Source organism: Fulvimarina pelagi HTCC2506 (genome assembly GCF_000153705.1).
Lineage (GTDB): Bacteria > Pseudomonadota > Alphaproteobacteria > Rhizobiales > Rhizobiaceae > Fulvimarina > Fulvimarina pelagi.
The window spans coordinates 2488674-2513463 of record NZ_DS022272.1 but is presented as its reverse complement, the minus strand read 5'-3'; the positions used below and the strand labels follow the sequence as shown (position 1 = coordinate 2513463).

Sequence of the window (24790 nt, the reverse complement as noted above, 5' to 3'; positions counted from 1 at the left end):
TCGTCGACCTCCCTCAGGTTTGCGGTTCGGTCTCTTCAAGGAATTTGGCGACACGATCCATCGCACGTGCAATGTTCATCTCCGAATTGGCATAGGAGATGCGGATATAGCCTTCGCCGAGAATGCCGAAATCGGGTCCACCGACCAAAGCGACATGGGCTTTTTCAAGGAGCGCCGAGGAAAGCTTCTTCGATTTCCACCCCGTCTGGGAGATGTTCGGGAAGGCGTAGAACGCGCCCTTCGGTGTCGCGCAGGTGACGCCGGGCAGGGCGTTGGCGCGCTCGACCACGAGCTTGCGGCGCCGGTCGAAGGCTTCCATCATGCGCTTGACGTCTTCCTGCGGCCCATCGATCGCCGCGATGCCAGCGATCTGGCTCGGCGCGTTGACGCAGGACCAGCAGTTGACGGCAAGCTTGCGAACCATGCCGTAGAGCTTTTCCGGCCAGATCGACCAGCCCATGCGCCAGCCGGTCATCGCCCATGTCTTGGACCAGCCATTGAGGACGATGAGGCGGTCGCGGATTTCGGGATAGGTGAGCAGCGAGGTGTGGACCTCGCCGTCATAGGTCATGACGTCGTAGATCTCGTCGGACAGGATCGCGACGTCGGGGAAATTCTCAAGCCCGGCCACGAGCTTGTCGATCTCTTGCTTCGGCGTAACCCCGCCGGTTGGGTTGGCAGGCGAGTTGAGGATTAGAAGCCGGGTTTTGTCGGTGATGAGTGATAGCGTCTCTTCCGCAGAGAAGGCGAATCCGTTTTCCTCGCGGATAGGAACCGGGACCGGCTTCGCACCTGTGAACTCGATCATCGAGCGATAGATCGGGAAGCCGGGATCGGGATAGAGGATTTCCGCCCCCGGTTCGCCAAACATCAGGATAGCGGCGAACATGGTCGGCTTGCCGCCCGGCATGATCATTACGCTATCTGGAGATATCTCGACACCCGTCAGCGAAAACGTCCGTCGCGCCACCGCTTCACGAGTGGCGGGCAGACCGGTCGCGGGCGTGTATCCGTGATGACCATCCTGCAGCGCCTTGACGGCGGCTTCGACGATGTGCGGCGGCGTCAGGAAATCCGGCTGACCAATGCCGAGATTGACGACGTCGTGGCCTTCGCCAGAGAGTGTGTTCGCACGGGCGAGAACCGCAAAGGCGTTTTCCTCGCCGATCCGGTCGAAGGCGGAGATGGTCTGCAGCATGGATTCGCTTTCGTATCCTTTTTATTGGAGACTTTGGGGGACCGGTCAGTCCTCGTCGTCCTTGACTGGGACGAGATAGTTCAGGGCAAGGCGGCCGCCATCGGCATAAATGGTATGGCCAGTGATGTAGCTCGCATCGTCCGAGGCGAGGAAGGCGGCGATCGCGGCGATTTCCTTCGGGTCGCCGATGCGCCCTAGGGGAGTGCGTGACAGAATCGTTCGTTTGGCTGCGGGATCGTTGGCGACGGAGTTCAGGAGTTCCGTCATGATCGAGCCCGGACCGATCGCGTTCACGCGTATGCCGTGCGGCGCAAGCGCGAGAGCCATAACCTTTGTCAGCGACTTCAGGCCGCCCTTCGAGACCGAATAGCCGACCTGATCGGCCAGCGCGAACTCGGCATTGATCGAGGACATGTTGACGATCGTGCCGGCGCTGCCGCCCTGCTTGACCTTTTCGACCATGTGCTGGGCGATCGCCTGACCGCACAGGAACGCACCCTTGAGATTGACGTCGAGTACCTTCTGAAAGTCGGCGACGTCGAGATCGAGGAAACCGGCCTTCTGCACCATGCCGGCGTTGTTCACGAGAATATCGATATCGGCGAAGGCGTCGAGCGAAGATGCGATCAGGTTATGCACGTCGAGTTTCTCGGCGACATTGGTCGCCACGAAGTGGACTTCGCCATATTCGGAGAGATCGTCCGCCGCCTCCTGTCCCGCACGCTCGTTTACGTCGGCGATGACGACCTTCGCGCCCTCATGCAGGAAGCGCCGTGCGACTGCATAGCCGATTCCCTTCGCGCCGCCCGTGACGACAGCTACGCGTCCATCGAGTGCCATTGATCACGCTCCTTCAGGCGATTGTCCTTCGCCGCGATTTCTTGTCCGACGAGCCCGGGCCTCGGGCTCTGATTCACAGTCGGGGGTGTCTTGGGCGCCTCCGCGACTTGCGCGCAAGCGGTCGGTGGCTAAACTCCGCCGCGAGTCGGCGAGACGAAGGATTATGGATGGTCTTCTGCGATATAGGTAGAGCATGCATCAGGGCCGTGGCCAGCGTCCTCTTTCTGACAGCCTATCCGATGATTGTGCCAGCCCATGCCGGAGACCTTGCAAAGCTCGAACCAATCGGGTTTTCCGACGATGGCGCGGTCTTCGCCTATCAGGAGTCCGGTATCCAGGATGGCTCCGGTTTTCCTTATGCGAATATCTTCGTTCTCGATCTGGACAAGGACCGGTTCATCAGACCATCGCCGATCCGCGTTACGCTGAGCGACGAGACCTCGACCGTAGCGGATGCCATGAACGAGGCACGAAGCCAGGCGTCCATCCTACTGTCGGATCTTATGCCCGAACCACGGCCTGGGCTTGCCGTCATCGAGAACCTGCCCACGGATCTTTCAACGGACGGTAAGGTCGTGCGGTTCGTGCCCCGCCTGTTCGTGCCGCCGATCGATGCTGCGACAGAATTGCGGTTGTCGACCTTTCCGATGGCAGGGCCCGAACTCTGCGAAGGGATAACCGACACAGCGGGATTCAAATTGAATAGGATCGCGTTGGCCGAGGGTGAAAAAGCGCTCACCCTTCACGAGGATACCGGCATTCCGTTCTCGCGCGGGTGCCCGACAGACTACGAAATCCGTCAGGTGCGCCTCTACATGAAGGCTTCCGGCGGCTATTCGGGCGTCGCGATCATCGCGGTCGAGAGCTATGGTTTCGAGGGCCCGGACACGCGCCATATCGCCGTGCCCGTGCCGATGGACTGAGGACAAGCACGGCGCTTCATTGAGGGTTCTACAAGCCTCTGATAGAGCGCTCTTCGAACCCCTTCTCGCCTGTCCATCATCGAAAGCTTGCCGCCCCATGATTCCCCGCTACGCCCGGCCGGATATGGTCGCCGTCTGGTCGCCCGAGACCAAATTTCGCATCTGGTTCGAGATCGAGGCCCATGCTTGCGACGCGCTGGCCGAACTCGACGTCATCCCGAAGGACGCGGCGAAGACGATTTGGGAGAAGGGTGGGGCGGCGACTTTCGACATCGAGCGGATCGATGCGATCGAGCGCGAGACCAAACATGACGTCATCGCCTTCCTGACGCATCTCAGCGAGATCGTCGGGCCGGATGCGCGCTTCGTCCATCAGGGTATGACATCGTCCGATGTGCTTGACACCTGCCTCAACGTGCAACTGACCAAGGCGAGCGATATCCTTCTCGCCGATCTCGATCGCCTCCTCGACGCACTCAAAAAGCGGGCGTTCGAGCACAAAGACACCATCACGATCGGCCGCTCACATGGCATCCATGCCGAGCCGACGACCTTCGGCGTCAAGCTCGCCCAGGCTTATGTGGAGTTCCAGCGCTGCCGGGATCGCTTGGTGGCGGCGCGCGAGGAGATCGCGACCTGTGCGATTTCCGGCGCGGTCGGCACTTTTGCGAATATCGACCCACGTGTCGAGGAGCATATCGCGGAGGCCATGGGGTTGAAGGCCGAGCCGGTCTCGACGCAGGTGATCCCGCGCGACCGCCACGCGATGTATTTCGCGACGCTCGCCGTGATCGCCTCGTCGGTCGAGCGCCTCGCGACGGAAATTCGTCACCTTCAACGTACTGAAGTATTGGAAGCCGAGGAGTTCTTCTCCAAGGGCCAGAAGGGCTCTTCGGCGATGCCCCACAAGCGCAATCCGGTGCTGACCGAGAATCTCACCGGCCTTGCCCGCATGGTGCGCTCCTATGCCATGCCAGCAATGGAGAACGTCGCGCTCTGGCATGAGAGGGACATCTCGCACTCCTCCGTCGAGCGCTACATCGGACCGGACGCAACGATTACCCTCGATTTTGCGCTGCATCGCCTCACCAATGTGATCGAGAACCTTTTGGTCTATCCCGAGCGCATGCAGTCCAACATGGACCGGCTCGGTGGCCTCGTTCACTCCCAGCGCATTCTGCTGGCGCTGACGCAGGTCGGCGTCTCCCGTGAGGACGCTTACCGGCTGGTCCAGCGCAATGCGATGAAGGTCTGGGAGAGCTATCACGTCTCGGGCGATGCGAAGGTCGATTTCCTCGAACAGCTCCTCGCCGACGAGGAAGTGCGGGCCGCGCTCTCGGAAGAGGAAATCCGCTCGCGCTTCGATCTCGGCTATCACACCAAGCATGCCGACACGATCTTCAAGCGTGTGTTCGGATAGGACAGGCCCTCGAAGCGCTTTGTTCGGCCGCTCCAAGCTCTAAGTCGTCTTTCAGGATCAAGGGTTTGGAGGACGTGCAATGGCACCGCGAATGGGACCAAGCTTCGAGAAGGGGCGCAGGCGCGCCATCATCTGGCCCCTCGTCGTTGTGATCGCCGCGATCGCAATCTACTTTCTTTTTGTCGACTCGCCTGGCGATCAGACACCGAGCGACGAACCGCTTCAGCCGGCGACCCAAGGTGATGGCGGCGAGACAGAGGACGGACAGGGCGAGCAGTGAGCCGATTTGGGCTTGCGAACCGGACGGTGCTTCTCACCGGGGGATCCTCCGGCATCGGAGCGGAGCTTTTGAAGGCGCTCGTCGCACGGCGTTGTCGGGTCATCGTCTGGTCGCGGCGTCCGCCTACAATCGTGAGCGACCTCGTCGAGCATGAGGCGGTCGATCTCGCGGACACGGTCGCCCTCGATGCCGCTCTCGACCAGCTGACCGCGAACCATCCCGATCTTTCCGTCATCATCAACAATTCCGGCACGGGCGAGCAAGGCCGATTCCTGACGACCGACCCGAAGGAACTCGACGAGCGCGCGGACACGCAGATCGCCGTCAACCTCACCGCGCCAATCCACATCGCGAACCGGCTCTTCAAGCCGCTCGCCGAAAAGCCTTCCGCGATGATCGTCAACAATACGAGCGGGCTTGCTGTGGCGCCGACCGCCAACAACCCGATCTATTGCGCGACCAAGGCTGGCCTTCGCTCCTTCACGCTGTCGATGCGGTATCAGGCAGAAAGTCATGCGCCCAATCTGAAGATCGTAGAGATTCTCCTTCCCGTTGTCGCAACGCCGATGACAACCCAGTACAAGACGCGCAAGGCGTCGGTCGAAAAAGCGACGCAACGCATCGTGAAGGGCCTCGAGAAGGGTGAGGACGAGATCTGGGTCGGCGCGGCCGCTGTACTGCGCGGCGTCAGTGCCATCGCACCGGGCGTCGCCCGTTGGGTGGTGAAGAAACTGGCGAAGTGATCAGTGCGATCCGCCCACGTCCATCACGAGCATCTGATGATCCGAATAGGGCTGATCGACGATCGTGATTTTGGCATGGTTCCGCAGATCTTCTGAAATGAGGCAGGTGTCGAGGGCGGCGCGCCAGGGGCCGAATCGGAATGTCGGCTCCATGCCTTTGTTGGCGTGATAAAGATGGCCCGACGCGAGCAGCGGCCGCAGCTCGCTCTCGCCCCGAAAGGCATTGAAGTCTCCGACGACGATCGTCGATGTATGGTCCTCTGCCACCCAGTGCGACAGTTCCCTGATCTGCCGGGCTCGTTCGTTCTCGACGAGGGAGAGGTGGACGACAAGAACGCGGACGGCGAGCGTCTCGGTCTGGAGGCGGATGTCGTAGACCAGTTTCTTCCTGCCGTCCCTCAGGTAGCGATCGGTCGCCGTAACTGGTCTCTTGGCGAGGAATGCGTTCGATTTGCCGTAAGACACGTGGAAGGGAGAAAGCGGACGGCGCATGCCGTATTTGCCATGTGCAACCGAGACCGGCATCAGTTCGCTGCCGATGGTGGGAAGCTGGTCGAAGAAGCGGTTGGTGATCGAGCCGCGGTCGAGTTCTACGAGGCAGCACAGGTCCGGCGAAAACTCTTTAATTTTCGCAGTCAGCTGGGCAATGCTTTCGGTTTGGGCGGCAAGTGGCGTGTAGACGTGGCGCCAGAACCGTCCGACGTGCTGCCGGATCGAACCGTCTATCCCACGAAGGTAACCGAGATTGGCGTAGACAATGCGTGTCAAAGAGGAATGGCTTCTCGGCTCGTGGCGGTCTCAGGTAGCAGATAGAAGCCTCCACCGACGATGCAAATGAGGGCTTCGCAGGACGCGGGCTTCCAGATTGGGATTGCTGCCATAAACTTTGCAGCATGGCGGGTGCCAACGATGGGATCCGGCTGATCGTCTCATTGCGGAAAACTCAAAGGCAACGCCATCTTCGAGGCGATCACGATCGACGTTCTGACGACGCTCCTGCAGATCGCAGGCTGGACGATCGTTTTCGGAGCTCTCGTCTATATTCCGTTCAAGCGTTCACCCGCTGCCGCACAGGCCTGGCTTCTCCTCTTTGTATTCTTGCCGTGGATCGCCCTGCCGATCTACTTTTTCCTCGGAAATGCGCTCCATCCGAAATGGCGTCGGATGCGGCTGCAGGAGCTTCCGGGCGTTCTGGAGCCGATCATCCGGCGCATAGGCGAGCGCTCGCCGACCAGCATCGACGCCCTCAAGACCCGCCATCGGATCACCGCACAGCTGGTCGAGCATATTGGACGCCTGCCGCCGGTTCACGGCAACGAGGTGGAGTTTGACGGCGACTACAACCGAGTGGTCGACCGTATCGCGGCGGATATCGATGCTGCACGGCACCACGCCCATCTCTGCTTTTACATTCTACAGGACGACGAGGCCGGAAATCGTGTCCTGAGCGCGTTGGAGCGAGCAGCGGCGCGGGGTGTGACCTGCCGATTGCTCATCGATGCGGTCGGCTCATCTGCCGATCGCCGTCGGATCGCACGTCGGCTGAAGGGCTCGGGCGTCGAGATGCATCTGATCCTGCCTCTGCGCTTCTGGAGCCAGGCGACGCGCCTCGATCTGCGCAACCACCGAAAGATCGTTGTCATCGACGGTATTGTGGGTTGGGTCGGCTCCCAAAACATGCATCGGATCGAGTACGAGCCGAAGACCTTCTACCGCGAGCTCATGGCGCGGGTGACCGGGCCCGTCGTCCTCGAACTCCAGACCATCTTCGTCGGCGACTGGTATCTCGAGACAGAAGAGGACATCGCGACAGAGGAACTGCTGCCGCCGGAGGCGCTGGATCGCGCCGAGATCGGGTCCGGCTCGCTGCTGCAGGTGATGCCGACAGGCCCGGACTTCCCTGAGGCCGGCGTCGGCGTACTTTTCACTGACATCATCCACAATGCTCGCCGGCGCATCGCGCTCGCAACACCCTATTTCGTGCCCAACGACGAGCTTCTGAACGCGATCTCGACCGCGGTGCGAAAGGGTGTGAAGGTCGAGATCTATATCACGGCAACGACAAACAGCATCCTGATCGATCTTGCTCAGGGCTCCTATTTCGAGGAACTCCTCAGTGCCGGCGTCGAGGTCTATCTCTACCGGGAGCGGTTCCTCCACGCGAAACACCTATCGATCGATGAGGATATAGCGATCATCGGTTCGTCCAACATGGACCTGCGATCGTTCGAGCTCAATTCGGAGGTGACGCTAATTGCCTACGACCACAAGCTCGCTAGCCAACTGGAGAAGATCGAGCACGACTACCAGGCAAAATCGAAGCGGCTCGAACTGGAAGAGTGGCGCGAACGAGGCTTTTTCAAACAGCTTGCCGAAAACATCACGCGGCTAATCAGCCCCCTGCTTTAGTGATAGACGGCGGCTGCGCCAATACGCGAACGGTTGATCGCACCAGTATGTGGCGTGGCATTCGTTCTACAGGCGGGTGTGGATGTCGCCGAAGTCGATCATGCTGAAAGTCTCGAAGAAGGTCTTGAAAGCGCCGAACGCCACGAGGCCACGTAGATCGTACTCGTGAAATCAGATTGGAGGGCCCGGTAGTCGAGGAAGTCACGCAAAACTTCGCGGGCTGCCTGACCGTCATTTACGGCTTGATCAGATACCGGCGCTCGCAACCGCCGGATAGAGATAGATGATGATGACCTGCTGCAGGAAGAAAATGCCGAGAAGAGCCACAAGCGGAGACAAATCGATGCCGCCGAGATCGGGCATGAAACGGCGGATCCGCCGATAGAGCGGCTCGGTCGCTTTGTAGAGGAAGGTCGCGATCGAATCGACGAAGGGATTGCCCGAGTTGACGATATTGAAGGCGAAGAGCCAGGAAAGAATCGCCGAGGCGATGATGATCCACCAGTAGATATTGAGGGCGAGCATCACGACACTGAGAACGGCGAGCATGGTAGGGGTGACTTCCTCTTGGCGTTTCGTCTCGGGGCGATGTAGCGATGGCTGGCGTTGCCCGCAAGCAAACGTCGGGGTACGCCTCATGGTAGATCGTTGTTTGAAGCATCGACCTTGCTCAAACGTGACCCTTCCGAAGCTTGACGCATTCGGTCGCGGCGCTTATAGACGCCGACGAGAGTTTCGAGAGCGCCCCTGCGGGCGCTTTTCGCCTTTGGGCGGTCGAAAGGTTTTCGCCCGACGATCGCTGAGGCGAAACGACAAGCATCTGACGACGATCAGGACAGACAGGAAAGAGACGCCCGATGGCCAACACTCCCTCGGCCAAAAAGGCGGCGCGTAAGATCGCCCGCCGCACTGCAGTCAACACCGCTCGCCGCTCGCGTGTTCGCACCTTCCTGCGCCGCGTTGAAGAGGCCATCGCCTCCGGCGACAAGAATGCCGCGACCGAAGCCTTCCGACAGGCTGAGCCCGAGATGATGCGCGCCTCCTCCAAGGGGGTGTTCCACAAGAACACCGCGTCGCGGAAGATTTCCCGTCTCGCGCAGCGTGTAAACAAGCTCGCCGACGCGTGAGGCAGGCCGCCGGATCTACCGGCGTTGTGAGAACTTTCCAAAGGCTCGGGGAAATCCGGGCCTTTTGGCTTTATGATTGCGACTCAAGGTTGCGTATCGCTTGAGAAAATCTCGCGCTGACCAAGCTTTCGGTTGATCCAGCCTCTTGCCGAAGCGCTCATGCTTCCACACTCTAGCCGCATGAGCCAGAATCCCTTCCTTATCTCGTCGGCTGATCTCGCCGAGACGCTGGGGCGGTCCGGACTGTCGATCGTCGATGCCTCCTGGTATCTGCCGGCGATGGGCCGTTTCGCGAGATCGGAATACGAGGCCGGGCACGTGCCCGGCGCGGTGTTTTTCGATCAAGACGAAATCGTCGATCCGGATTCGACGTTGCCACATACGCTGCCTTCGCCCGAGGATTTCGCCACAAGGGTGGGCGCCTTGGGGATTTCCGAGACCGACACGATCATCGTCTACGACGGCATGGGCCTGTTTTCCGCACCACGCGTCTGGTGGATGTTCCGTACTTTTGGGGCAAAGGATGTACGGGTGCTCGACGGCGGCTTTCCGGCATGGTTTGAGGAGGGCTTGCCGCGCGAGATGGGACAGCCGGCGATCGAGCCCACGACGTTTACGCCGGACTTCGATCGCAGTGCTATCGCGTCTCTGGACGAGATGCGGACGATTTCGGCGGGGCAGGGCGAGCGCCAAATCGTCGACGTGCGCCCGGCGGACCGTTTTGCCGGTTCCTCGCCCGAGCCGCGTGAGGGTGTCCGCTCTGGCCATATGCCGGGTGCCGATAGCCTGCCGTTTCTGAACCTCCAAAGTGAGGGGCGGCTCAAGAGGCCGGACGCTCTTCGCAGCGAGATGCAGGCGGCTGGCGTCGATCCCGATGGATCGGCCGTAACCAGCTGTGGGTCTGGCGTCACGGCGGCCATCGCCAACCTCGCCTTCGCAAGCCTCGGCAACTTCGATGTCAAGCTTTACGACGGTTCATGGAGCGAATGGGGCTCCCAGACCGATACGCCGGTCGAGACGCAATCCTGATGGCCATCGAGCTGCTGACGACGCGTGTCACGAGTCTGGAGATGACGGCGGACGTCCGTAGGATCCGCCGACGAGCCTCCGGTAGCTCGCCCGCCATGCGGATCGTCGAAGTCCCACGACTGCCTCTGCAGCGTTATCGCGATCTCTATGCCAGCGTCGGCGCGGCCCATCATTGGACATCGCGCCTCCTTCCGGACAAGGCGCTCGCCGAGGAAATCTACAATCCACGCACGCGCATCTACCTCGCTCAGACCGGTCATGAGACTGTCGGTTGGTTTGAGATAGAGGTGAAGCGCAACGTCCGTCAGGCGCGGATCGTCCATTTTGGAATTCTCCCGCCCTTCCGTGGGCGGGGACTCGCCGGACCGCTTCTGGAAGAAGCGATCGCGGCGGGCTTTGCCGAGGGTCCTGAACGCCTGACGATAGAGACCAACACGCTCGATCATCCAGCCGCCCTTCGGCTTTACCGCAGGCACGGATTCGTGCCGTATGCGACCCGCGAGGTGAAGACGCCGACCTGGGCCTCGCTCGCCGAGGCGCAAACGGCGGCGGAGTAACGCCGGCGCTCTCCGTGTCGGAACGGAAAGACACACATACGACGTAACACGGTCGCGAACGGTTTCCGTTCGTCCCAGTGCATTCGTGTGTCCCCGAGCGCCAATATGCCCGGACCCTAATCGCTAGGCGGACCTCTCAACCTCCAAAGCCGGGCAACCTTGGCAGCCTCCCGCTAGATAAGTAGATCCGCGACGATCGGATCATTCGTGATGTCCTGATAGCGGATGCCGTCCGCGTCGAAGCGGGCGAGCAGCGTGTCGAAATTGGCCCGGTCCTTTGTTTCGATGCCGAGCAGGATCGAGCCGAATTCACGAGCCGATTTCTTGAGATATTCAAAGCGCGAAATATCGTCGTCCGGGCCAAGCAGATTGAGGAAATCCTTTAGCGCCCCCGGGCGCTGGGCCAGACGCAGGATGAAGTATTTCTTCTTTCCTTCAAAGCGAAGCGCGCGCTCCTTGACGTCTGGCAGGCGTTCGAAATCGAAATTGCCGCCCGAAACGACGCAGACGATAGTCTTCCCCTGGATCTCGGTGCCGAAACCCTTCAGCGCATCGATGGTCAGCGCTCCAGCGGGTTCGAGCACAATACCCTCGACATTCAGCATTTCCAGCATCGTGCCGCAAAGCCGGCCTTCCGGCGCAAGGTGGACAACACTGCTGTCAAAACGCTTGAGGATGTCGAACGGGATCTGTCCGATCTCGGCTACCGAGGCCCCGTCTACGAAGCCATCGATCTTCGACATCTTCGTGAGGATGCCGCTGTCTAGGCTGGACTTGAGGCTCGGCGCACCGAGCGGCTCGACGAAGCGCAGGGTGTTCGGCGCGCCCTCCGTGCCGTGGAACAAACGTGTCATGCCCGACGCGAGCCCACCGCCGCCCACAGGCATGATGACGATATCGGCCTTCTCCTCGCCGAGTTGGCCCAGCATTTCGAGCGCGACGCTCGCCTGGCCTTCAACGATGTCGGTATGATCGAAAGGTGGCACGAGCTCCGCGCCCTCGGCTTCGGCATAGGCCTTGGCGGCCTTGTAACAGTCGTCGAAGAAGTCACCGATCAGCTCGATCTCGATTGTGTCCTCGCCGAAGGTTCGCGTCTTGGCGATCTTCTGCTGCGGTGTCGTTACCGGCATATAGATGCGGCCCTTCACGCCGAAATGGCGGCAGGCGAACGCAAAACCCTGCGCGTGGTTGCCAGCTGAGGCGCAACAGAATTTCGCGCCGTTGCCGCCATTTGCCATCCGCTTGCGCATGAAGTTGAACGCGCCGCGAATCTTATAGGAGCGGACCGGCGTCAGGTCCTCGCGTTTGAGATAGATGCGAGCCTTGTACTTGGCGGAGAGATGCTCGTTGAACTGGAGCGGCGTCTCGGGAAAAAGATCGCGAAGCGCGGTCTCGGCTTCGCGCACGGCAGCGGAGAATTCGGTATCGGTCATGGGATCGTCTTCTTGGTCTTTCGACAGTGCGCGCGAGCCGTACTGTTCGCTCTCTAAATGTCTCGGCGCGTGCTGTCTCGCAGTTTCGCCGTTGCGAAAATGCCAGATGGTCGAAGTTTTATCGGTGAGGTTCGAGCAATTGGCTTCGGCGACGATCGGTGGTCAGGCCACCTCGCTCGATCCGCCGGTCGCGATCGCCGGGTAGATGCAGAGCCTTATGCGCCCCGCTGCCCGGTGAAGACGCCGGCGCCCATAATCGACAGGGAGGTCCGGCCGGTCGAACGAATGATCATCATCGTGAGCGCTCCCTGTTTGCCGTTTGCAACATCGGGCTTTTGGGCGATCGGCGAGGACTTGTAAAGGCGTTGAGTCTCAGCCTGCACCCGCGATCTCAATCATTAGACCGTCGTTCTGGCACCAAGTGTTCGAAAAGGCAAAAGACACTCTCAAGGTATGGTCGCACAGGAAGCACGTTAGCTGCTTGGCCCAACACGATCTTTGCGACTGCCGCTTCGCAGGCTGCGAGATTGATCAGGAACACGATGTGAAAACGGTACCCTGATCTCTTCAGTGGTGATTCCAACTCTAGACCTTCGGCACCTCTTGCGAAGTTGCACCAGACCTGCGTGATCGACGAAAGGTATAGAAGTCCCTTATGCCGCTTGCCCGACCGCCCATCGAACGGGCGAGAGCTTGCCTCAGTGAGCGTCGGGATCCAGCAGTTCAAAAGGGGAAGGGCGAAACCACGGTGATGTGGTGTCAACGGCGCGTTATGCTTAACTTCGAGAGCGAACGTATCTGGTATCGCTCGAGCGTTTTGCACTGGTTCTCTCGGCGCCCAGGCAATCGTCGGCTTTCTGTTATTCGCTTCCGTTTTCGCAGATCCACATCCAGCATTCGTCAGTTCGGCAGAGTATTCGGACCGCTCAGATCGCTTGGTAAGAAAAAGCCCCGGCGGATCACTCCACCGGGGCTGACCATCCTCCGAAACGGGGGCGCTATGACGCCACCCGCAAGGCCTTATGCGCTCTTGCGCTTGTCTTCGTCGTCGACCTCTTCGTAGTCGGCGTCGACCACGTCGTCGTTCGAAGCGTCCTTCGCAGCATCAGCCGCCGCGTCGGTCTCGGCCTGTTCAGCCTGCGAGGCCTCGTACATGGCTTGGCCCAGCTTCATGGAAGCCTGGCCGAGCGTGTCGCTCTTGGCCTTGATGGACTCGGCGTCCGCGTCTTCCTTCTCCAGTTCGGCCTTGAGATCGTCGATTGCCGAGCGGATCTCATTCCGATCGTCCTCGGAGACCTTGTCGCCATACTCTTCGAGGCTCTTCTCGGCCGAATGGACCAGCGCTTCGCCCTGGTTCTTGGCTTCGACCGTGGCGCGCCGCTTCTTGTCGGCCTCGGCATTCGCCTCGGCATCCTTCACCATCTGCTCGATATCGGCGTCGGAGAGACCACCGGAGGCCTGGATCGTGATCCGTTGCTCCTTGTTGGTACCCTTGTCCTTGGCAGACACGTTGACGATGCCGTTGGCGTCGATGTCGAAGGTGACCTCGATCTGCGGCACGCCGCGCGGTGCAGGCGGAATCCCCTCAAGATTGAACCGGCCGAGAGATTTGTTGTCGGCGGCCATCTCGCGTTCGCCCTGGAAGACCTGGATGGTGACGGCGTTCTGGTTGTCCTCCGCCGTCGAGAAGGTCTGCGACTTCTTGGTCGGAATGGTCGTGTTCCGATCGATGAGACGGGTGAACACGCCGCCGAGCGTCTCAATGCCGAGCGAGAGCGGGGTCACGTCGAGAAGGAGAACGTCCTTCACGTCGCCCTGCAGAACGCCGGCCTGAATGGCAGCACCCATGGCTACCACTTCGTCCGGATTGACGCCCTTGTGCGGATCCTTGCCGAAGAACGACTTCACCGTCTCCTGCACCTTTGGCATGCGGGTCATGCCACCGACGAGAACGACTTCGTCGATATCGTTCGCCGACATCGAGGCATCCTTCAGCGCCGCCTTCATCGGACCCACGGTGCGTTGCACGAGATCGTCGACGAGGCTTTCGAACTTCGAACGCGACAGCTTCATCGTGAGGTGCTTCGGGCCGGACTGGTCGGCCGTGATGAAGGGCAGGTTGATTTCGGTCTGCGAGGCTGAAGACAGCTCGATCTTCGCCTTCTCGGCCGCTTCCTTGAGGCGCTGAAGTGCGAGCTTGTCGCCCTTCAGGTCGATGCCCTGATCCTTCTTGAACTCCGCCGCAAAGTAGTCGACGAGGCGCATGTCGAAGTCTTCGCCACCGAGGAAGGTGTCGCCGTTGGTCGACTTCACCTCGAAGACGCCATCGCCGATTTCGAGGATCGAGACGTCGAACGTGCCGCCGCCAAGGTCATAGACGGCGATCGTCTTGCCGTCGGTCTTATCGAGGCCATAGGCGAGCGCGGCCGCCGTCGGCTCGTTGATGATGCGCAGAACTTCAAGGCCCGCGATCTTGCCGGCATCCTTGGTCGCCTGGCGCTGGGCGTCGTTGAAATAGGCCGGGACCGTAATGACGGCCTTTTCGACCTTTTCGCCAAGATAGCCTTCGGCTGTTTCCTTCATCTTCTGAAGGATCATCGCTGAGATCTGTGACGGAGAATATTTCTCGCCGTCAGCCTCGACCCAGGCATCGCCGTTGTCGCCCTTCACGATCTTGTAGGGAACGAGTTCCTTGTCCTTCTGGGCGGTTGGATCGTCATAGCGGCGGCCGATCAGACGCTTGACCGCGAACATCGTGTTCTCGGGATTGGTGACCGCTTGGCGCTTCGCCGGCTGGCCGACGAGACGTTCTCCGTCGTCCGTGAATGCGACCATGGACGGCGTGGTCCGCGCGCCCTCAGCGTTCTCGATCACCTTGGAATTCTTGCCGTCCATAACGGCGACACAGGAATTGGTGGTCCCGAGGTCGATACCAATGACCTTCGCCATGTTCCTCATTCTCCTTCTTTAGCGAGCCGTCCGGCGACCCTCGTGCGAGGCGTTCTGGAGGACGGCCCCTCGTCTTTTCGGAATATTCGTGAACCGTTAAAACGTGAATGCCGCCCGGCTCCTGCGGCGTTGCGGGGTATATATGAAGCGGTTTTTCGGCCCGCAAGGCGGGCGGCTCGCGAAACCGTGACGTGCCGTAATTTTCCCGCTGCCCTATCGCTTCGGGTGCTTAGCTTCCCTCGGCTGGCGTCAGTCTCAGTTCGTAGACGAGAAGATCGTTGCCTTCGCCGATCGCGGGATCGATCGCGATTTCTCCCCCGCTGTCGCCGACGCCCGTCAGATCGACGGCGAAGATGAAGGGCTCGCGCGCAAGCCGGGTGGTGAAACGTTGCCGGCCGCAGCGGGTCTCTCCATCGAAAAGGCATCGCACCGTGAACGAGCGTTCGGCTCCGCCGAGAGATCCTACGGTCAGTTCGGCCCTTACGCCGCTTCCGGCAAGACCGGATACGGCCCCTGGCCCGACGACGAAGCCGATCTCTCCATCTCCCTCGTCGAGAGGGCCGGTGATACGCACCGTCGGCGAGCCATCCGGCGCCTCCTCGGTCGTCACGCGTCCACCATTCGGAGTCGTAATCTGACTAATCTCGCGGCCCGAGAAGACGGTGATCCAGTTCTGGGTTTCGATCTCTGCGTCCGCCATAGCCTCGCCCTCAGCTGCGCTGAGTGGGGCATCGTTGCTCGCGGTCGTCACGATGTATGGCAGGGCGAGGTACGCTCCCGCTACGATCAGGAATCCAAAGAGGAGCACGATAATGGTGGAGACGAGGAAACCGCTCGTTCTGCGTCTCGCTCTACTGTCGCGGTGCTTGGAGCCCGGACGCCAGGTTTCGAAATCATTCGACGTGCTAGCGCTGGCCCGAGGCGTTTCGCCGAGACCGTCGTCGCGGCGCTTCAGTGCGCCGATGATGCCTGCACCGCCGCTCGTCGTGTCACCGGCGGCTGGCTCACGGCTCGGGGTGACGGCGCCGAGCTCGAAAGCGTCTTCGAAGGGTTCCTCGCCTTTCGGGGGAGGTGGCGCGAAGGCTCTGGGTGGTCGCGGTGCAGGCTCGCGTTCCTCGATTTCGGGGACACTCGGAACAGGCGGTCCACTTCTCGAAGCTCGTGCCGCTTCGACCTTTGGCGAAGGAACTCCTTTGGCTACTGCATCGAGACCGCGATCCGGCTCGACGATAGGTGCCGCGTCTGCTGCTTGTGCTGCGCGGGTTTCGGAATGGGGGACGAACTCGGGGTCCAGTTTGGGCGCGCCATTCTTAAACGCGTCGCTCTTTCGGTATCTCGTATCCGAATGCCCATTTGCTTCCGACGCTGGAACCGAGGAAAGAGTAGAGTTTTCGGTCGTCTCGCGTGGTTGCCGAGATGCATCGGGGGTTTGCACGAAGGCAGAGTCTTCGCCGCTTATCGCATAGTCGGCCTCAACCGCTTGGATCGCCTCGCTCAGTTCCTTGCGCTTGGCTCTGGCACGCTTGTCGTCGGTATCGGTCGCCAGAACGCGTTCGATGGCTCGTTCCGCAGCCCAGTAGACGCCTTGCCGAAACGTAGGACTTGCTGCGGCTCCGGCTTCCAGTGCCCGCCTGATGCTCGTTTCGATCGACCTCGTCACGTGTCAAAAGTTCCCTTCAAAGCGTCGTCCAGACGAACAATCTGGCTTTCATCGGGGCTCCGGTTCGGTCGATCGCCTAGCGGGGTGCAACTCTAAGGAAGCTCGCGGGAAGGTGCAATTCTGCCCGTTCTCTCCCAAAAGCTGTCAAATTCCAAAGTGGCTAGACAGCTTGCGAAGCGCCACGCGGTTCGATGATCCTCAGTCACTCCCATCCATGAGAACGCCAAGACCGCTCGGCTTTGCTTGTTCGCGGTGCGATCGGTCGCAGATTGAGTAAGCGGGTTGAACCCTAGATGAACGCATCTTGCGCTGTTCTCGCACCTACCGAAGCCAAGGGACATCATGGTCAGAGCCTCAAACATGCATATCCGGCATCCCATCTCGCATCACGGCGTCATCGGGGATATGCGCACGGCCGCGCTGGTAGCCGATGACGGGACGATCACCTTCTTTTGTCATCCCGAGATCGACTCGCCGACGCTCTTCGCCTCGATCCTAGACGAGGCGAGCGGGGGTTCCTTTCGCTTCGCGGCTGTCGCAGACGAAGGCGAACCGAACACAAGGCAGATGTATCTGCCTGACACGAATATTCTGATTACCCGCTTCCTGGACGAGAGCGGCATCGGCGAGGTCTGCGATTTCATGCCGGTGGACGGCACGGGCCGCATCGTTCGCCGCGCCAAGGCGATTACGGATCATGTCGATTTCGAACTCGATATGACTCCACGGCCGGACTATGGCCGGGTCGATCCAATCATCGAGCCGATCGAAGGCGGTGTCTCCATTCGCTGGAACGACGAGGTCGATCCGATCTCCGTCTATGCGTCTTTTCCGATAGAGATCAGCAATGGGCGGCTAGAAGCCCGCATCACTCTGAACGAGGGGGAGGGCGCTTATATCGTACTTTGTCCAAACCGCGAGGACAGTCCGCCGGTGGACAGCGGCTATGTCGCCCGTGAATTCAGAGACACGCGCGACTACTGGCATAAATGGGTCAATCGCGGGAACTATCCCTCGTCCTGGCGCGAACTGGTGGTGCGCTCCGCGCTGACTCTCAAGCTCCTCACCTCTTACGATCACGGCTCGATCGCCGCTGCCGCTACCTTCGGCCTCCCCGAGGTTCCCGGCGGAGAGCGGAACTGGGACTATCGCTATTGCTGGGTGCGGGACGCCGCCTTCACCCTCTATAGCCTGTCGCGCCTCGGCTATTACGACGAGGCCGAGAACTTCATCCACTTCCTGATGGAGCGTGCTGTCGAGGACGGGGCTCAGGGGCTCCAGATCATGTACGGCATGGATGGGCGGACCGAACTGACGGAAACCGAGCTCGAACACCTTTCCGGTTACACAGGTGCATCCCCGGTTCGCATCGGAAATGAGGCCTATTCCCAGCTACAGCTCGACATCTACGGCGAGTTCATGGACGCGGTCTATATTTCGACTAAGGCGCGGGGAAAACCGGCCTATTCGGTCTGGATCAAGCTCGCGCGGATGATGGACTGGGTTTGCGACAACTGGCGCCGGAAAGACAAGGGCATCTGGGAGAGCCGGGGCGAACCGAAGGAGTATCTCTCCTCGCGGCTGATGTGCTGGGTGGCGCTCGACCGGGCCCTCAGGATGGCATTCGATGAGTCCCTGCCAGCCAATATCGAAGAGTGGCGCCGCGAACGAGACACCATTCAGAAGAGTATCCTCGAGGAGTTCTGGGATCCGGAGATTGGCGCCTTCACCCAGTTCAAGGGGTCTAACACCCTCGACGCGGTCGTTCTTCTCATGCCGCTGGTCAAGTTCATCAATCCGCGTGACCCGATGTGGACGTCCACTTTGAAGGCCGTGCGGCGTGAACTCGTCCACGACTGTTTGGTTTATCGCTACAAGAATTCCGACGAAAACGACGATGGGCTGGACGGGGAGGAAGGCGCATTCACGATATGCTCGTTCTGGTATGTCGAGGCGCTCGCGAGAACCGGATACGTTGCTGAAGCGCGCCTACTGTTCGAGAAGTTGCATACCTATGCCAACCATCTTGGACTGTATTCGGAGGAATTGTCCTCCGCTGGCGACCACCTCGGGAACTTCCCACAGGCGCTTACGCATTTGTCCCTGATCTCGGCGGCGATCTGGCTCGACCGGGCGCTGAACGGCGACCGCCAGGACCCGCACCATTTTGAATTCAGCATGCTGGAAGATCCCGATGGGCTATTTTGATCTCTTCTCCCTCAAAGGCCAGACGGCGCTCGTGACCGGCGGCTCGTCCGGCATCGGCGCCGCGACCGTCAGGGTTCTGAGCGAGGCCGGCGCGAACGTCGTCATCAACTATCGCGGCAGCGAGGACGCGGCGAGGAAGCTGCGCGACCAAGTCCGCGCAGCCGGCGGCGAGGCCATGGACGTCCAAGCCGACGTCTCGAAAGAAGACGAAGTCGTCGCAATGTTCGATAGCGCGGAGGAGGCGCTCGGGCCCATCGACATCGTGTTTTCCAACGCTGGCCTTCAGGCCGATGCCGCGATTGGCGACATGACTTTCGAGGATTGGCGAAAGACCAGCTCTGTCATTCTAGACGGTGGTTTCCTCGTCGGACGCGAAGCCATCAAGCGTTTTCGAAAGAAGGGCATGCGAGAGGACGTCTCGCATGCTCTAGGGAAGCTTGTCTTCGATTCGTCGGTGCACCAGCGGATACCTTGGGCCTTTCACGCCAATTACGCTTCTGCCAAGGGCGGGTTGAAGCTTCTGATGGAATCGCTGGCGCAGGAGACCGCTTCGGAGAAGATCCGCGTCAACGCCGTCGCCCCCGGCGCCATCGCAACAGCTATCAACGCCGACGCCCGGAAGACTGAGGAAGACCGCAAGGCGATCCTCGATCTGATACCTTATGGCAGGATAGGCGATCCGGAGGATATCGGGCGCGTGGTGGCGTGGCTCGCCTCGGATGCGGCTGACTACATCACTGGACAGACTATCTTCGTCGACGGCGGCATGGCGCTTTACCCAGGCTTCAAGGGCAACGGCTGACTGTGCGCTTCAGGATTCGTCGGCAAGCGTCTCGCGATTGGCCTGGTAGACGCCACGTGCGACTGCGCGCGCCATGACGGCGGTCGCGGCAGCCATCAGTTCAATGCGCTCGGCACTCGTCTGCGGGCCATCGTGCCGGCCCGTCGAAGCCGAAAAGACAAGATCGCCATCGAAATCCGTGTGAGAGGGCCAGATGGCCCGCGCGAAACCGTCCTGCCCGGCGATTGCAAGCCGCTTGCAGCTCGCCTTGTCGAGCCTTGCATCAGTGACGACGATGCCGATCGTCGTGTTCGCGCCTTCGGCCGCATGCAATTTCGAGAACGGGTCGACCGCATCATTCGGCATTGGTGACGGAAGTCCATAACCGCCGAATTCACGATCGATCTCAAAGGGCGAAGCCCAGAAATGCCGGCCCGTTCCGATGGTCGGCGAGCCGACCGCGTTGACGGCGACGATTGCACCGATGGTGATACCGGAGGGTAGGACGCAGGAGGCGCTGCCGGTGCCGCCGCGCATCCGGGCCGTTCTCGCGCCGAAGCCCGCGCCGTGGCGACCAAGCGTGACCCGATCGCGGCCGGCATTTGTCGCAGCCTCGTATCCGAGGTCGCGGTATGGCGGAAAACGACCCCAGTCCTTGTCGCCCTCGTTCAGAAGATCGAACAGGATTGCGGCCGGCACGATGGGAACGCGCGCCGGGCCCACCGCGAAACCACGCCCCTGTTCACGAAGGCAGGCCTGTACGCCGCTCGCCGCGTCGAGCCCGAAGGCAGATCCGCCGGAGAGCACCAGCGCATCGACGCCGCCAACAAGATTTTCCGGGTCGAGCAGGTTTGTCTCCCTCGTCCCCGGTGCGCCGCCGAGGATCGAGACGGACGCAATTGCTGGTTCGTCGAAAACCACCACGGAGGTGCCGCTGGCGAGACGTGCGTCCTCGGACTGGCCGACACCCAGCCCTGAGACATCGGTGATGTCGTTCCGGGCACCGGCTTTCCAGACGGTCATTGACCAGCTGCTTCGGCATCGAAGATAAATTCGCTGCCGGACCATCGCAGTGGGCGGTAGGCAACGGCCCGCGCGTCGCCCTTTTCGTCGAAAGCGACGGTGCCTAGGAGCGTCTCGAAACTTTCCTCGTTCAAGATCTCCGCCAGTGACCGAGTTGACCCCTCGGCCAATTCGAGAGCCCTCACGGCGATCTCGACCGCCGCATGGGCGACGCCGCCATAGCCGGAGAGCGCGATATCCTCTACTCCGTCCGCTTCGGGCGGGGCGTAGCTGTAAGGCGGTGCGAGGGCGACGATCCCTTCTGGCAGCGGCTGATCCACACTCGTCTCGTCGAGCAGGCTTTCGCCGCCGATGATTTGGAGATCGAGATCGAGTTCGGCCGCATCCCTCGCGATCACCGCGATGTCCGGCCGGTCGCCGGCGATGAAAAAGCGGGTGACCCCGGTGCGGGCGAGGCGGCGGACGAGGCCGAACTGCTTTTCCTCGGCGGGCCTGTAGTTGTCGGTCGCGGCGGGCTCCAGTCCCTCTTCTGCGACGAGGCGGCGAACCGTGTCGACCAGCCCGCGATTGGCAATCGAACCGTCCTCGATCAGGCCAAAGGGCTCATTGCGCCAGCGCTTCGAGATGGTTTCTGCGATGGCGCGAGCCTCGGCGTCCGAACGCGGTGCGAGGCGCCAGACGAGATGACCCGTATCCTCACGGTCGTCGGTTACGCGGTTTGCGCGCACGCCGACGTCGATCACCGGTATGCCGGCTTCGGTCAGGATAGGGAGGGCGGCGAGCAGAGACTCCGTGCAGAGAAAACCGACAACAATCCGTGCCTCTTCCTCGACATAGCTCCGTGCGGCCACCTCTCCGCCTTCCGGTGTGCATTCGGTGTCGGCCGGCGCGATCGTAGCCACGCCGCTTCCGGCCTCCTGGGCTCCGTTGACGATTTGCTGACCGAGAAGAGCACTCGATCCGGAGAGAGGCGCGGAGACGCCGATGACCGGTTGTTCCTGAGCAAACGCCGGCGCTGACAAGAGAAGCGCGTAACCAAAAAGAGCGGCGATGCGAAGCACGGGCATAGGCATGGCGGGACCATAGACTTTGGAAGAGCGTCGGGAAACGGTCGTCTTCGGAATGAGTCCGCCCAGCGAACATCGGCGGGTCGGGCGCGTTCAAGGTACCGGTAGTACCGTTCAGGACATCGAAGGCAAAGGCAAATGACGCAGTCTGACTCCGACAACCGCAGGATAGTGACCGAGGAACCGGCTGATATTCCCGCCGATGGACTTTTCTTCGCCTATTTGGCGATGCTGCCGATCGTCGCGGGCGCCGTCGGGCTGTTCGTCCTGCCGGACAACTGGGCCTTCCTGACGCTGAACTTCACGCTGCTTTGGGGAGCGGCCATTCTGACCTTTCTCTCCGGCGTGCGCCGCGGGGTCAGTTTCCGCCAGCCGGGCGGACCAAAGGCTACCCAGATCGCGATGATGTTGCTTCTCTTCGTTACCGGCTTTGCTGCGATTCTCTCGGTGGTCTGGGCGTTCCCGCTCTATGCGGTCGGCCTAGAACTGATCGGCTACGTGGCACTTGCCGTCCTCGATCCAATCAGCGCCAAGAAGGGGCGAGCCCCGCTTTATTTCGCCAAGCTCCGCCCGGTGCAGATGCTGCTGCCGATCCTCTCGCTGGCGGTGGTCGGCTACTGGGTCTCGACGAGCCCATTCTTTTGAGCGCGGGACCGCCCGGACCTCCGATTTGTACGATTTGGGAAAAATTCGTTTGGGCTTCGGCGAAACAATAGGACGTCTTGCGGCTGCGAAAAGCGAGATTTGTCCCTATGTTCCACCAAAACCTAATACGCCGACCTCGATCGGAATCGAGATCGAGCGCAACCCGTGATACCCGCGGAGAATTGAGCGAGGAGCGCTGCCGTCCGATGCAGCCGGTTCCCGCTTTTGTCCGCAGACTGCCGAGAAGGACCGCGAATGAGTTCCGTCGCCGAAAAGACCGCCGAGACCGAAAGCTTCCCGATCCCCGCGAACGTCTTCGCCGAAACCGTCACTTCCGTCACGCATTATACGGACCGGCTATTCGCCTTCCGCATGACCCGACCACAGAGCTTTCGCTTTCGCTCGGGAGAATTCGTGATGATCGGCCTGCCGAACGCGGAGAAGCCAGTCTATCGGGCCTATTCGATCGCGTCGCCGGCCTGGGACGAGGAAATCGAGTTCTTTTCGATCAAAGTGCCCGGCGGTCCGCTGACCGAGCATCTCCAGAAGATCCAGGAGGGCGACACCGTCCTCATGCGTAAGAAGCCGACGGGCACGCTCGTCCACGATGCGCTGATCCCCGGCAAGCGGCTCTTTCTGTTCTCGACCGGCACCGGCATTGCGCCCTTCGCCTCGGTCATTCGCGATCCCGAGACTTACGAGAAGTTCGATCAGGTGATCCTGACGCAGACGTGCCGTGAGGACTCCGAACTCGAATATGGGCGTCAACTCGTCGATCACATGAAGACCGACGAATTGATGCAAGAGGTCGTCGGCGAGAAAGAACTGCTCTTCCACGCCACCGCCACCCAAAAGGGCGAGGTGACCGGCGACCGCGTTACGAAGTTGATCGAGAACGGCAAGCTCTTCATTGATCTCGCTATCGCGCCGCTCGATCCGGCGAACGATCGCGCCATGATATGCGGCTCGATGGCGATGCTGAAGGATACTGAGAAGCTTCTTCAGGAACGTGGGTTCGAGGAAGGCGCGAACAATGCGCCCGGGACCTATGTCGTCGAACGGGCGTTCGTGGACTGACACTGTATCCGAACGAAACACCGGACGGTCAACACCTAGGGATGCGCAAGTCGGGCGACTGACCGAAGTTCAGTGCTGATGCGAAAGCCGTTGCGACACCGGTCACTTCCGCACGAGCCGACAGACCGAAAGGTAGGCCGTGATTGTTCGTAGGCGTATCGCGACCGTTGGCTTTGTGGCGACGGCGATCACCTTCGGCCCAGGTCGAATGGCCTATGGCATGTTTCTTCCTCAGCTTCGGGAAGCGTTCGGTTTCGGAACCGGCACCGCCGGCACCATAGCCGGCCTTGCTTTTGCAGCCTTCTTTCTCGCGCTTTTCTTCACTGGCTGGGCCACTGCTCGTTTTGGTCCGAGACTTCCCGTGCTCATCGGCGGCGTCTTCGCGATAGCGGGATTTGCATTGACGGCCTCGGCACCAGGTATCTTTCTCATGAGCCTCGGGGTGGCGTTTGCGTCGGCGAGTGCCGGGTTTGCCTGGGCACCCTTCAACAGCATGGTCGAACACGCCGTCGAAGACCGTTTTCAGAAACGCACGCTTTCGATCGTCAGCACCGGAACGACGTTTGGGATCATGGGAGCCGGGCTGTTCGCTGCGGGGCTCGTATTCGCCGAGCAGACCTGGCGGATCGCGTGGTGGAGCTTTGCGGCGTGTGCTTTTCTCGTCGTCTTCGTACCGCTCGTCCTATTGCCGCAAAAGGCCATTTCCGGCCAACGAATGAGGCTCGACTGGCGCTTTCTCAAGAGCCAGCTGAAGGCGAAGAATGCTGTTCCACTCTACGGCTTCGCCCTGTCGTTCGGTGCGACGAACGGAATCTATCTGTCCTACTGGATCGAACACATCGCCAGTGCCGGGGGGTTGACCGGCCTTGCACCTGAACTGATCGGCCCCGTTCTGCTCTGCGTGTTCGGCCTTGCAGGATGTCTCGGACTTCTGACAGGTGACATCGAAGACAAGATTGGCCTTCGCACCCTGCTCGTGACCTTATTCAGCGCGTCCGGCGTTTCGCTTCTGCTCCTTGCGCTGCTACCGGGCAACTGGACGGCGACGGTGGTCTCCGCTGCTTTACAGGGCATCTGCCTGATGGCGTTGAGTTCGGTCTATTCGTTTTGGAGCGAACGCCTGTTTCCGAAAATACCGTCGGCAAGCTTCACGGCCGTGGTAATGATCTACGCGATCGGCAATATGATCGCACCTCCATTGGCTGGGCTTGCAAGCAATATGCTTGGCCTCGGCCCGACACTTGCCGTTTTTGGCGCTTTGTCGTTCCTCTCCTTACCGTTGATACGTGGTGTCAAAAATGTTTGAGGCCGAATAGGGCACCTGTACGCATTACCTCGTAAAGCGGAAAACTTGTCGGCCAAACGGATATACGCGCCCTCTTACTTAGGCTCTATTGCGGCAGGTCTCGGTCGCATCCCAT

Annotated in this window: 23 protein-coding genes; 13 read left to right on the top strand and 10 right to left on the bottom strand. The window is 60.7% G+C overall.

Features of this window, described 5'->3' with window-relative positions:
* Positions 1-13: 13 nt before the first annotated feature.
* Complete coding sequence (locus tag FP2506_RS11815) at positions 14-1198, bottom strand: pyridoxal phosphate-dependent aminotransferase (protein ID WP_007067726.1); 1185 nt, start codon at positions 1196-1198, stop codon at positions 14-16.
* 45 nt (positions 1199-1243) lie between these two features.
* Positions 1244-2038 carry an SDR family NAD(P)-dependent oxidoreductase gene (locus tag FP2506_RS11810; protein ID WP_007067725.1) on the bottom strand — a complete coding sequence of 265 codons (795 nt, stop codon included), beginning with the start codon at positions 2036-2038 and terminating at the stop codon, positions 1244-1246.
* 206 nt (positions 2039-2244) lie between these two features.
* Here FP2506_RS11810 and FP2506_RS11805 point away from each other — a divergent pair, with 206 nt between their 5' ends.
* The 4 genes from FP2506_RS11805 to FP2506_RS11790 all read left to right on the top strand — a co-directional run bounded on the left by FP2506_RS11805 (position 2245) and on the right by FP2506_RS11790 (position 5404).
* Positions 2245-2961, top strand: coding sequence for a DUF2259 domain-containing protein (locus tag FP2506_RS11805; protein WP_007067724.1), 717 nt, complete (start codon positions 2245-2247; stop codon positions 2959-2961).
* A 97-nt stretch (positions 2962-3058) separates the two neighbouring features.
* Positions 3059-4381: an adenylosuccinate lyase gene (purB, locus tag FP2506_RS11800; RefSeq protein ID WP_007067723.1), complete on the top strand. Its 1323-nt coding sequence runs from the start codon at positions 3059-3061 to the stop codon at positions 4379-4381.
* Positions 4382-4460: 79 nt separating this feature from the next.
* Positions 4461-4661 carry a hypothetical protein gene (locus FP2506_RS11795; RefSeq protein WP_148227556.1) on the top strand — a complete coding sequence of 67 codons (201 nt, stop codon included), beginning with the start codon at positions 4461-4463 and terminating at the stop codon, positions 4659-4661.
* Entirely contained in the window at positions 4658-5404 is a 747-nt protein-coding gene (locus FP2506_RS11790; protein ID WP_148227555.1) for an SDR family NAD(P)-dependent oxidoreductase, read from the top strand. Before FP2506_RS11795 ends, FP2506_RS11790 begins: the two co-directional genes overlap by 4 nt.
* On the opposite strand, the gene FP2506_RS11785 is transcribed toward FP2506_RS11790, so the two are convergent.
* Entirely contained in the window at positions 5405-6172 is a 768-nt protein-coding gene (locus tag FP2506_RS11785) for an endonuclease/exonuclease/phosphatase family protein (protein WP_007067720.1), read from the bottom strand.
* A gap of 189 nt (positions 6173-6361) precedes the next feature.
* Here FP2506_RS11785 and cls point away from each other — a divergent pair, with 189 nt between their 5' ends.
* Complete coding sequence (cls, locus tag FP2506_RS11780; RefSeq protein ID WP_148227554.1) at positions 6362-7813, top strand: cardiolipin synthase; 1452 nt, start codon at positions 6362-6364, stop codon at positions 7811-7813.
* A gap of 246 nt (positions 7814-8059) precedes the next feature.
* Here the strand turns inward: cls and FP2506_RS11775 are convergent, their stop codons facing one another.
* Entirely contained in the window at positions 8060-8362 is a 303-nt protein-coding gene (locus FP2506_RS11775) for a YggT family protein (RefSeq protein ID WP_007067717.1), read from the bottom strand.
* A 308-nt stretch (positions 8363-8670) separates the two neighbouring features.
* Here FP2506_RS11775 and rpsT point away from each other — a divergent pair, with 308 nt between their 5' ends.
* The 3 genes from rpsT (at position 8671) to FP2506_RS11760 (ending at position 10526) form a co-directional block, all read left to right on the top strand.
* Positions 8671-8940 carry a 30S ribosomal protein S20 gene (gene rpsT, locus FP2506_RS11770; protein WP_007067715.1) on the top strand — a complete coding sequence of 90 codons (270 nt, stop codon included), beginning with the start codon at positions 8671-8673 and terminating at the stop codon, positions 8938-8940.
* 159 nt (positions 8941-9099) lie between these two features.
* A complete protein-coding gene (gene sseA / locus FP2506_RS11765) occupies positions 9100-9969 on the top strand; it encodes a 3-mercaptopyruvate sulfurtransferase (protein WP_244404176.1) in 870 nt (289 codons plus the stop codon).
* Entirely contained in the window at positions 9969-10526 is a 558-nt protein-coding gene (locus FP2506_RS11760; RefSeq protein WP_007067713.1) for a GNAT family N-acetyltransferase, read from the top strand. The genes sseA and FP2506_RS11760 overlap by 1 nt, the downstream gene beginning before the upstream one ends.
* Before the next feature lie 173 nt (positions 10527-10699).
* Here the strand turns inward: FP2506_RS11760 and ilvA are convergent, their stop codons facing one another.
* The 4 genes from ilvA to FP2506_RS11740 all read right to left on the bottom strand — a co-directional run bounded on the left by ilvA (position 10700) and on the right by FP2506_RS11740 (position 16568).
* Positions 10700-11959, bottom strand: coding sequence for a threonine ammonia-lyase IlvA (ilvA, locus tag FP2506_RS11755; protein WP_007067712.1), 1260 nt, complete (start codon positions 11957-11959; stop codon positions 10700-10702).
* A 215-nt stretch (positions 11960-12174) separates the two neighbouring features.
* On the bottom strand, positions 12175-12354 hold the full coding sequence (locus FP2506_RS11750; RefSeq protein ID WP_040489115.1) for a hypothetical protein: 180 nt from the start codon (positions 12352-12354) through the stop codon (positions 12175-12177).
* A gap of 625 nt (positions 12355-12979) precedes the next feature.
* A complete protein-coding gene (gene dnaK, locus FP2506_RS11745; RefSeq protein WP_007067709.1) occupies positions 12980-14908 on the bottom strand; it encodes a molecular chaperone DnaK in 1929 nt (642 codons plus the stop codon).
* A 229-nt stretch (positions 14909-15137) separates the two neighbouring features.
* Positions 15138-16568, bottom strand: coding sequence for a hypothetical protein (locus FP2506_RS11740; protein ID WP_007067708.1), 1431 nt, complete (start codon positions 16566-16568; stop codon positions 15138-15140).
* Positions 16569-16910: 342 nt separating this feature from the next.
* Between FP2506_RS11740 and FP2506_RS11735 the strand changes: the two genes are divergently transcribed.
* Positions 16911-18776 (top strand): glycoside hydrolase family 15 protein, encoded by a 1866-nt coding sequence (locus FP2506_RS11735; protein ID WP_244404174.1) that lies wholly within the window; start codon positions 16911-16913, stop codon positions 18774-18776.
* The gene (locus tag FP2506_RS11730; protein ID WP_007067706.1) at positions 18763-19578 is read left to right on the top strand and encodes an SDR family oxidoreductase; all 816 of its coding nucleotides are present in this window, start codon (positions 18763-18765) and stop codon (positions 19576-19578) included. Before FP2506_RS11735 ends, FP2506_RS11730 begins: the two co-directional genes overlap by 14 nt.
* A 9-nt stretch (positions 19579-19587) precedes the next feature.
* Here the strand turns inward: FP2506_RS11730 and FP2506_RS11725 are convergent, their stop codons facing one another.
* Positions 19588-20580 carry a P1 family peptidase gene (locus tag FP2506_RS11725; protein ID WP_007067705.1) on the bottom strand — a complete coding sequence of 331 codons (993 nt, stop codon included), beginning with the start codon at positions 20578-20580 and terminating at the stop codon, positions 19588-19590.
* A complete protein-coding gene (locus tag FP2506_RS11720; protein WP_040489114.1) occupies positions 20577-21653 on the bottom strand; it encodes a branched-chain amino acid ABC transporter substrate-binding protein in 1077 nt (358 codons plus the stop codon). The genes FP2506_RS11725 and FP2506_RS11720 overlap by 4 nt, the downstream gene beginning before the upstream one ends.
* 132 nt (positions 21654-21785) lie before the next feature.
* Here FP2506_RS11720 and FP2506_RS11715 point away from each other — a divergent pair, with 132 nt between their 5' ends.
* From FP2506_RS11715 to FP2506_RS11705, 3 genes are all read left to right on the top strand, one after another.
* Positions 21786-22292: a DUF3429 domain-containing protein gene (locus FP2506_RS11715; protein ID WP_007067703.1), complete on the top strand. Its 507-nt coding sequence runs from the start codon at positions 21786-21788 to the stop codon at positions 22290-22292.
* Positions 22293-22547: 255 nt separating this feature from the next.
* Positions 22548-23369 carry a ferredoxin--NADP reductase gene (locus FP2506_RS11710; RefSeq protein ID WP_007067702.1) on the top strand — a complete coding sequence of 274 codons (822 nt, stop codon included), beginning with the start codon at positions 22548-22550 and terminating at the stop codon, positions 23367-23369.
* A gap of 139 nt (positions 23370-23508) precedes the next feature.
* Positions 23509-24675 (top strand): MFS transporter, encoded by a 1167-nt coding sequence (locus FP2506_RS11705; RefSeq protein ID WP_050765075.1) that lies wholly within the window; start codon positions 23509-23511, stop codon positions 24673-24675.
* Positions 24676-24790 lie beyond the last annotated feature (115 nt).

Excerpts from the sequence above, each read along its gene's own strand:
- sseA (WP_244404176.1), top strand. The coding sequence starts at position 9,100 with ATGCTTCCACACTCTAGCCGCATGAGCCAGAATCCCTTCCTTATCTCG.
- FP2506_RS11810 (WP_007067725.1), bottom strand. The coding sequence starts at position 2,038 with ATGGCACTCGATGGACGCGTAGCTGTCGTCACGGGCGGCGCGAAGGGA.
- FP2506_RS11795 (WP_148227556.1), top strand. The coding sequence starts at position 4,461 with ATGGCACCGCGAATGGGACCAAGCTTCGAGAAGGGGCGCAGGCGCGCC.
- FP2506_RS11715 (WP_007067703.1), top strand. The coding sequence starts at position 21,786 with ATGACGCAGTCTGACTCCGACAACCGCAGGATAGTGACCGAGGAACCG.
- purB (WP_007067723.1), top strand. The coding sequence starts at position 3,059 with ATGATTCCCCGCTACGCCCGGCCGGATATGGTCGCCGTCTGGTCGCCC.
- FP2506_RS11710 (WP_007067702.1), top strand. The coding sequence starts at position 22,548 with ATGAGTTCCGTCGCCGAAAAGACCGCCGAGACCGAAAGCTTCCCGATC.
- FP2506_RS11725 (WP_007067705.1), bottom strand. The coding sequence starts at position 20,580 with ATGACCGTCTGGAAAGCCGGTGCCCGGAACGACATCACCGATGTCTCA.
- ilvA (WP_007067712.1), bottom strand. The coding sequence starts at position 11,959 with ATGACCGATACCGAATTCTCCGCTGCCGTGCGCGAAGCCGAGACCGCG.
- FP2506_RS11730 (WP_007067706.1), top strand. The coding sequence starts at position 18,763 with ATGGGCTATTTTGATCTCTTCTCCCTCAAAGGCCAGACGGCGCTCGTG.
- rpsT (WP_007067715.1), top strand. The coding sequence starts at position 8,671 with ATGGCCAACACTCCCTCGGCCAAAAAGGCGGCGCGTAAGATCGCCCGC.
- FP2506_RS11775 (WP_007067717.1), bottom strand. The coding sequence starts at position 8,362 with ATGCTCGCCGTTCTCAGTGTCGTGATGCTCGCCCTCAATATCTACTGG.
- FP2506_RS11720 (WP_040489114.1), bottom strand. The coding sequence starts at position 21,653 with ATGCCTATGCCCGTGCTTCGCATCGCCGCTCTTTTTGGTTACGCGCTT.
- FP2506_RS11760 (WP_007067713.1), top strand. The coding sequence starts at position 9,969 with ATGGCCATCGAGCTGCTGACGACGCGTGTCACGAGTCTGGAGATGACG.
- FP2506_RS11735 (WP_244404174.1), top strand. The coding sequence starts at position 16,911 with ATGGTCAGAGCCTCAAACATGCATATCCGGCATCCCATCTCGCATCAC.
- FP2506_RS11815 (WP_007067726.1), bottom strand. The coding sequence starts at position 1,198 with ATGCTGCAGACCATCTCCGCCTTCGACCGGATCGGCGAGGAAAACGCC.
- dnaK (WP_007067709.1), bottom strand. The coding sequence starts at position 14,908 with ATGGCGAAGGTCATTGGTATCGACCTCGGGACCACCAATTCCTGTGTC.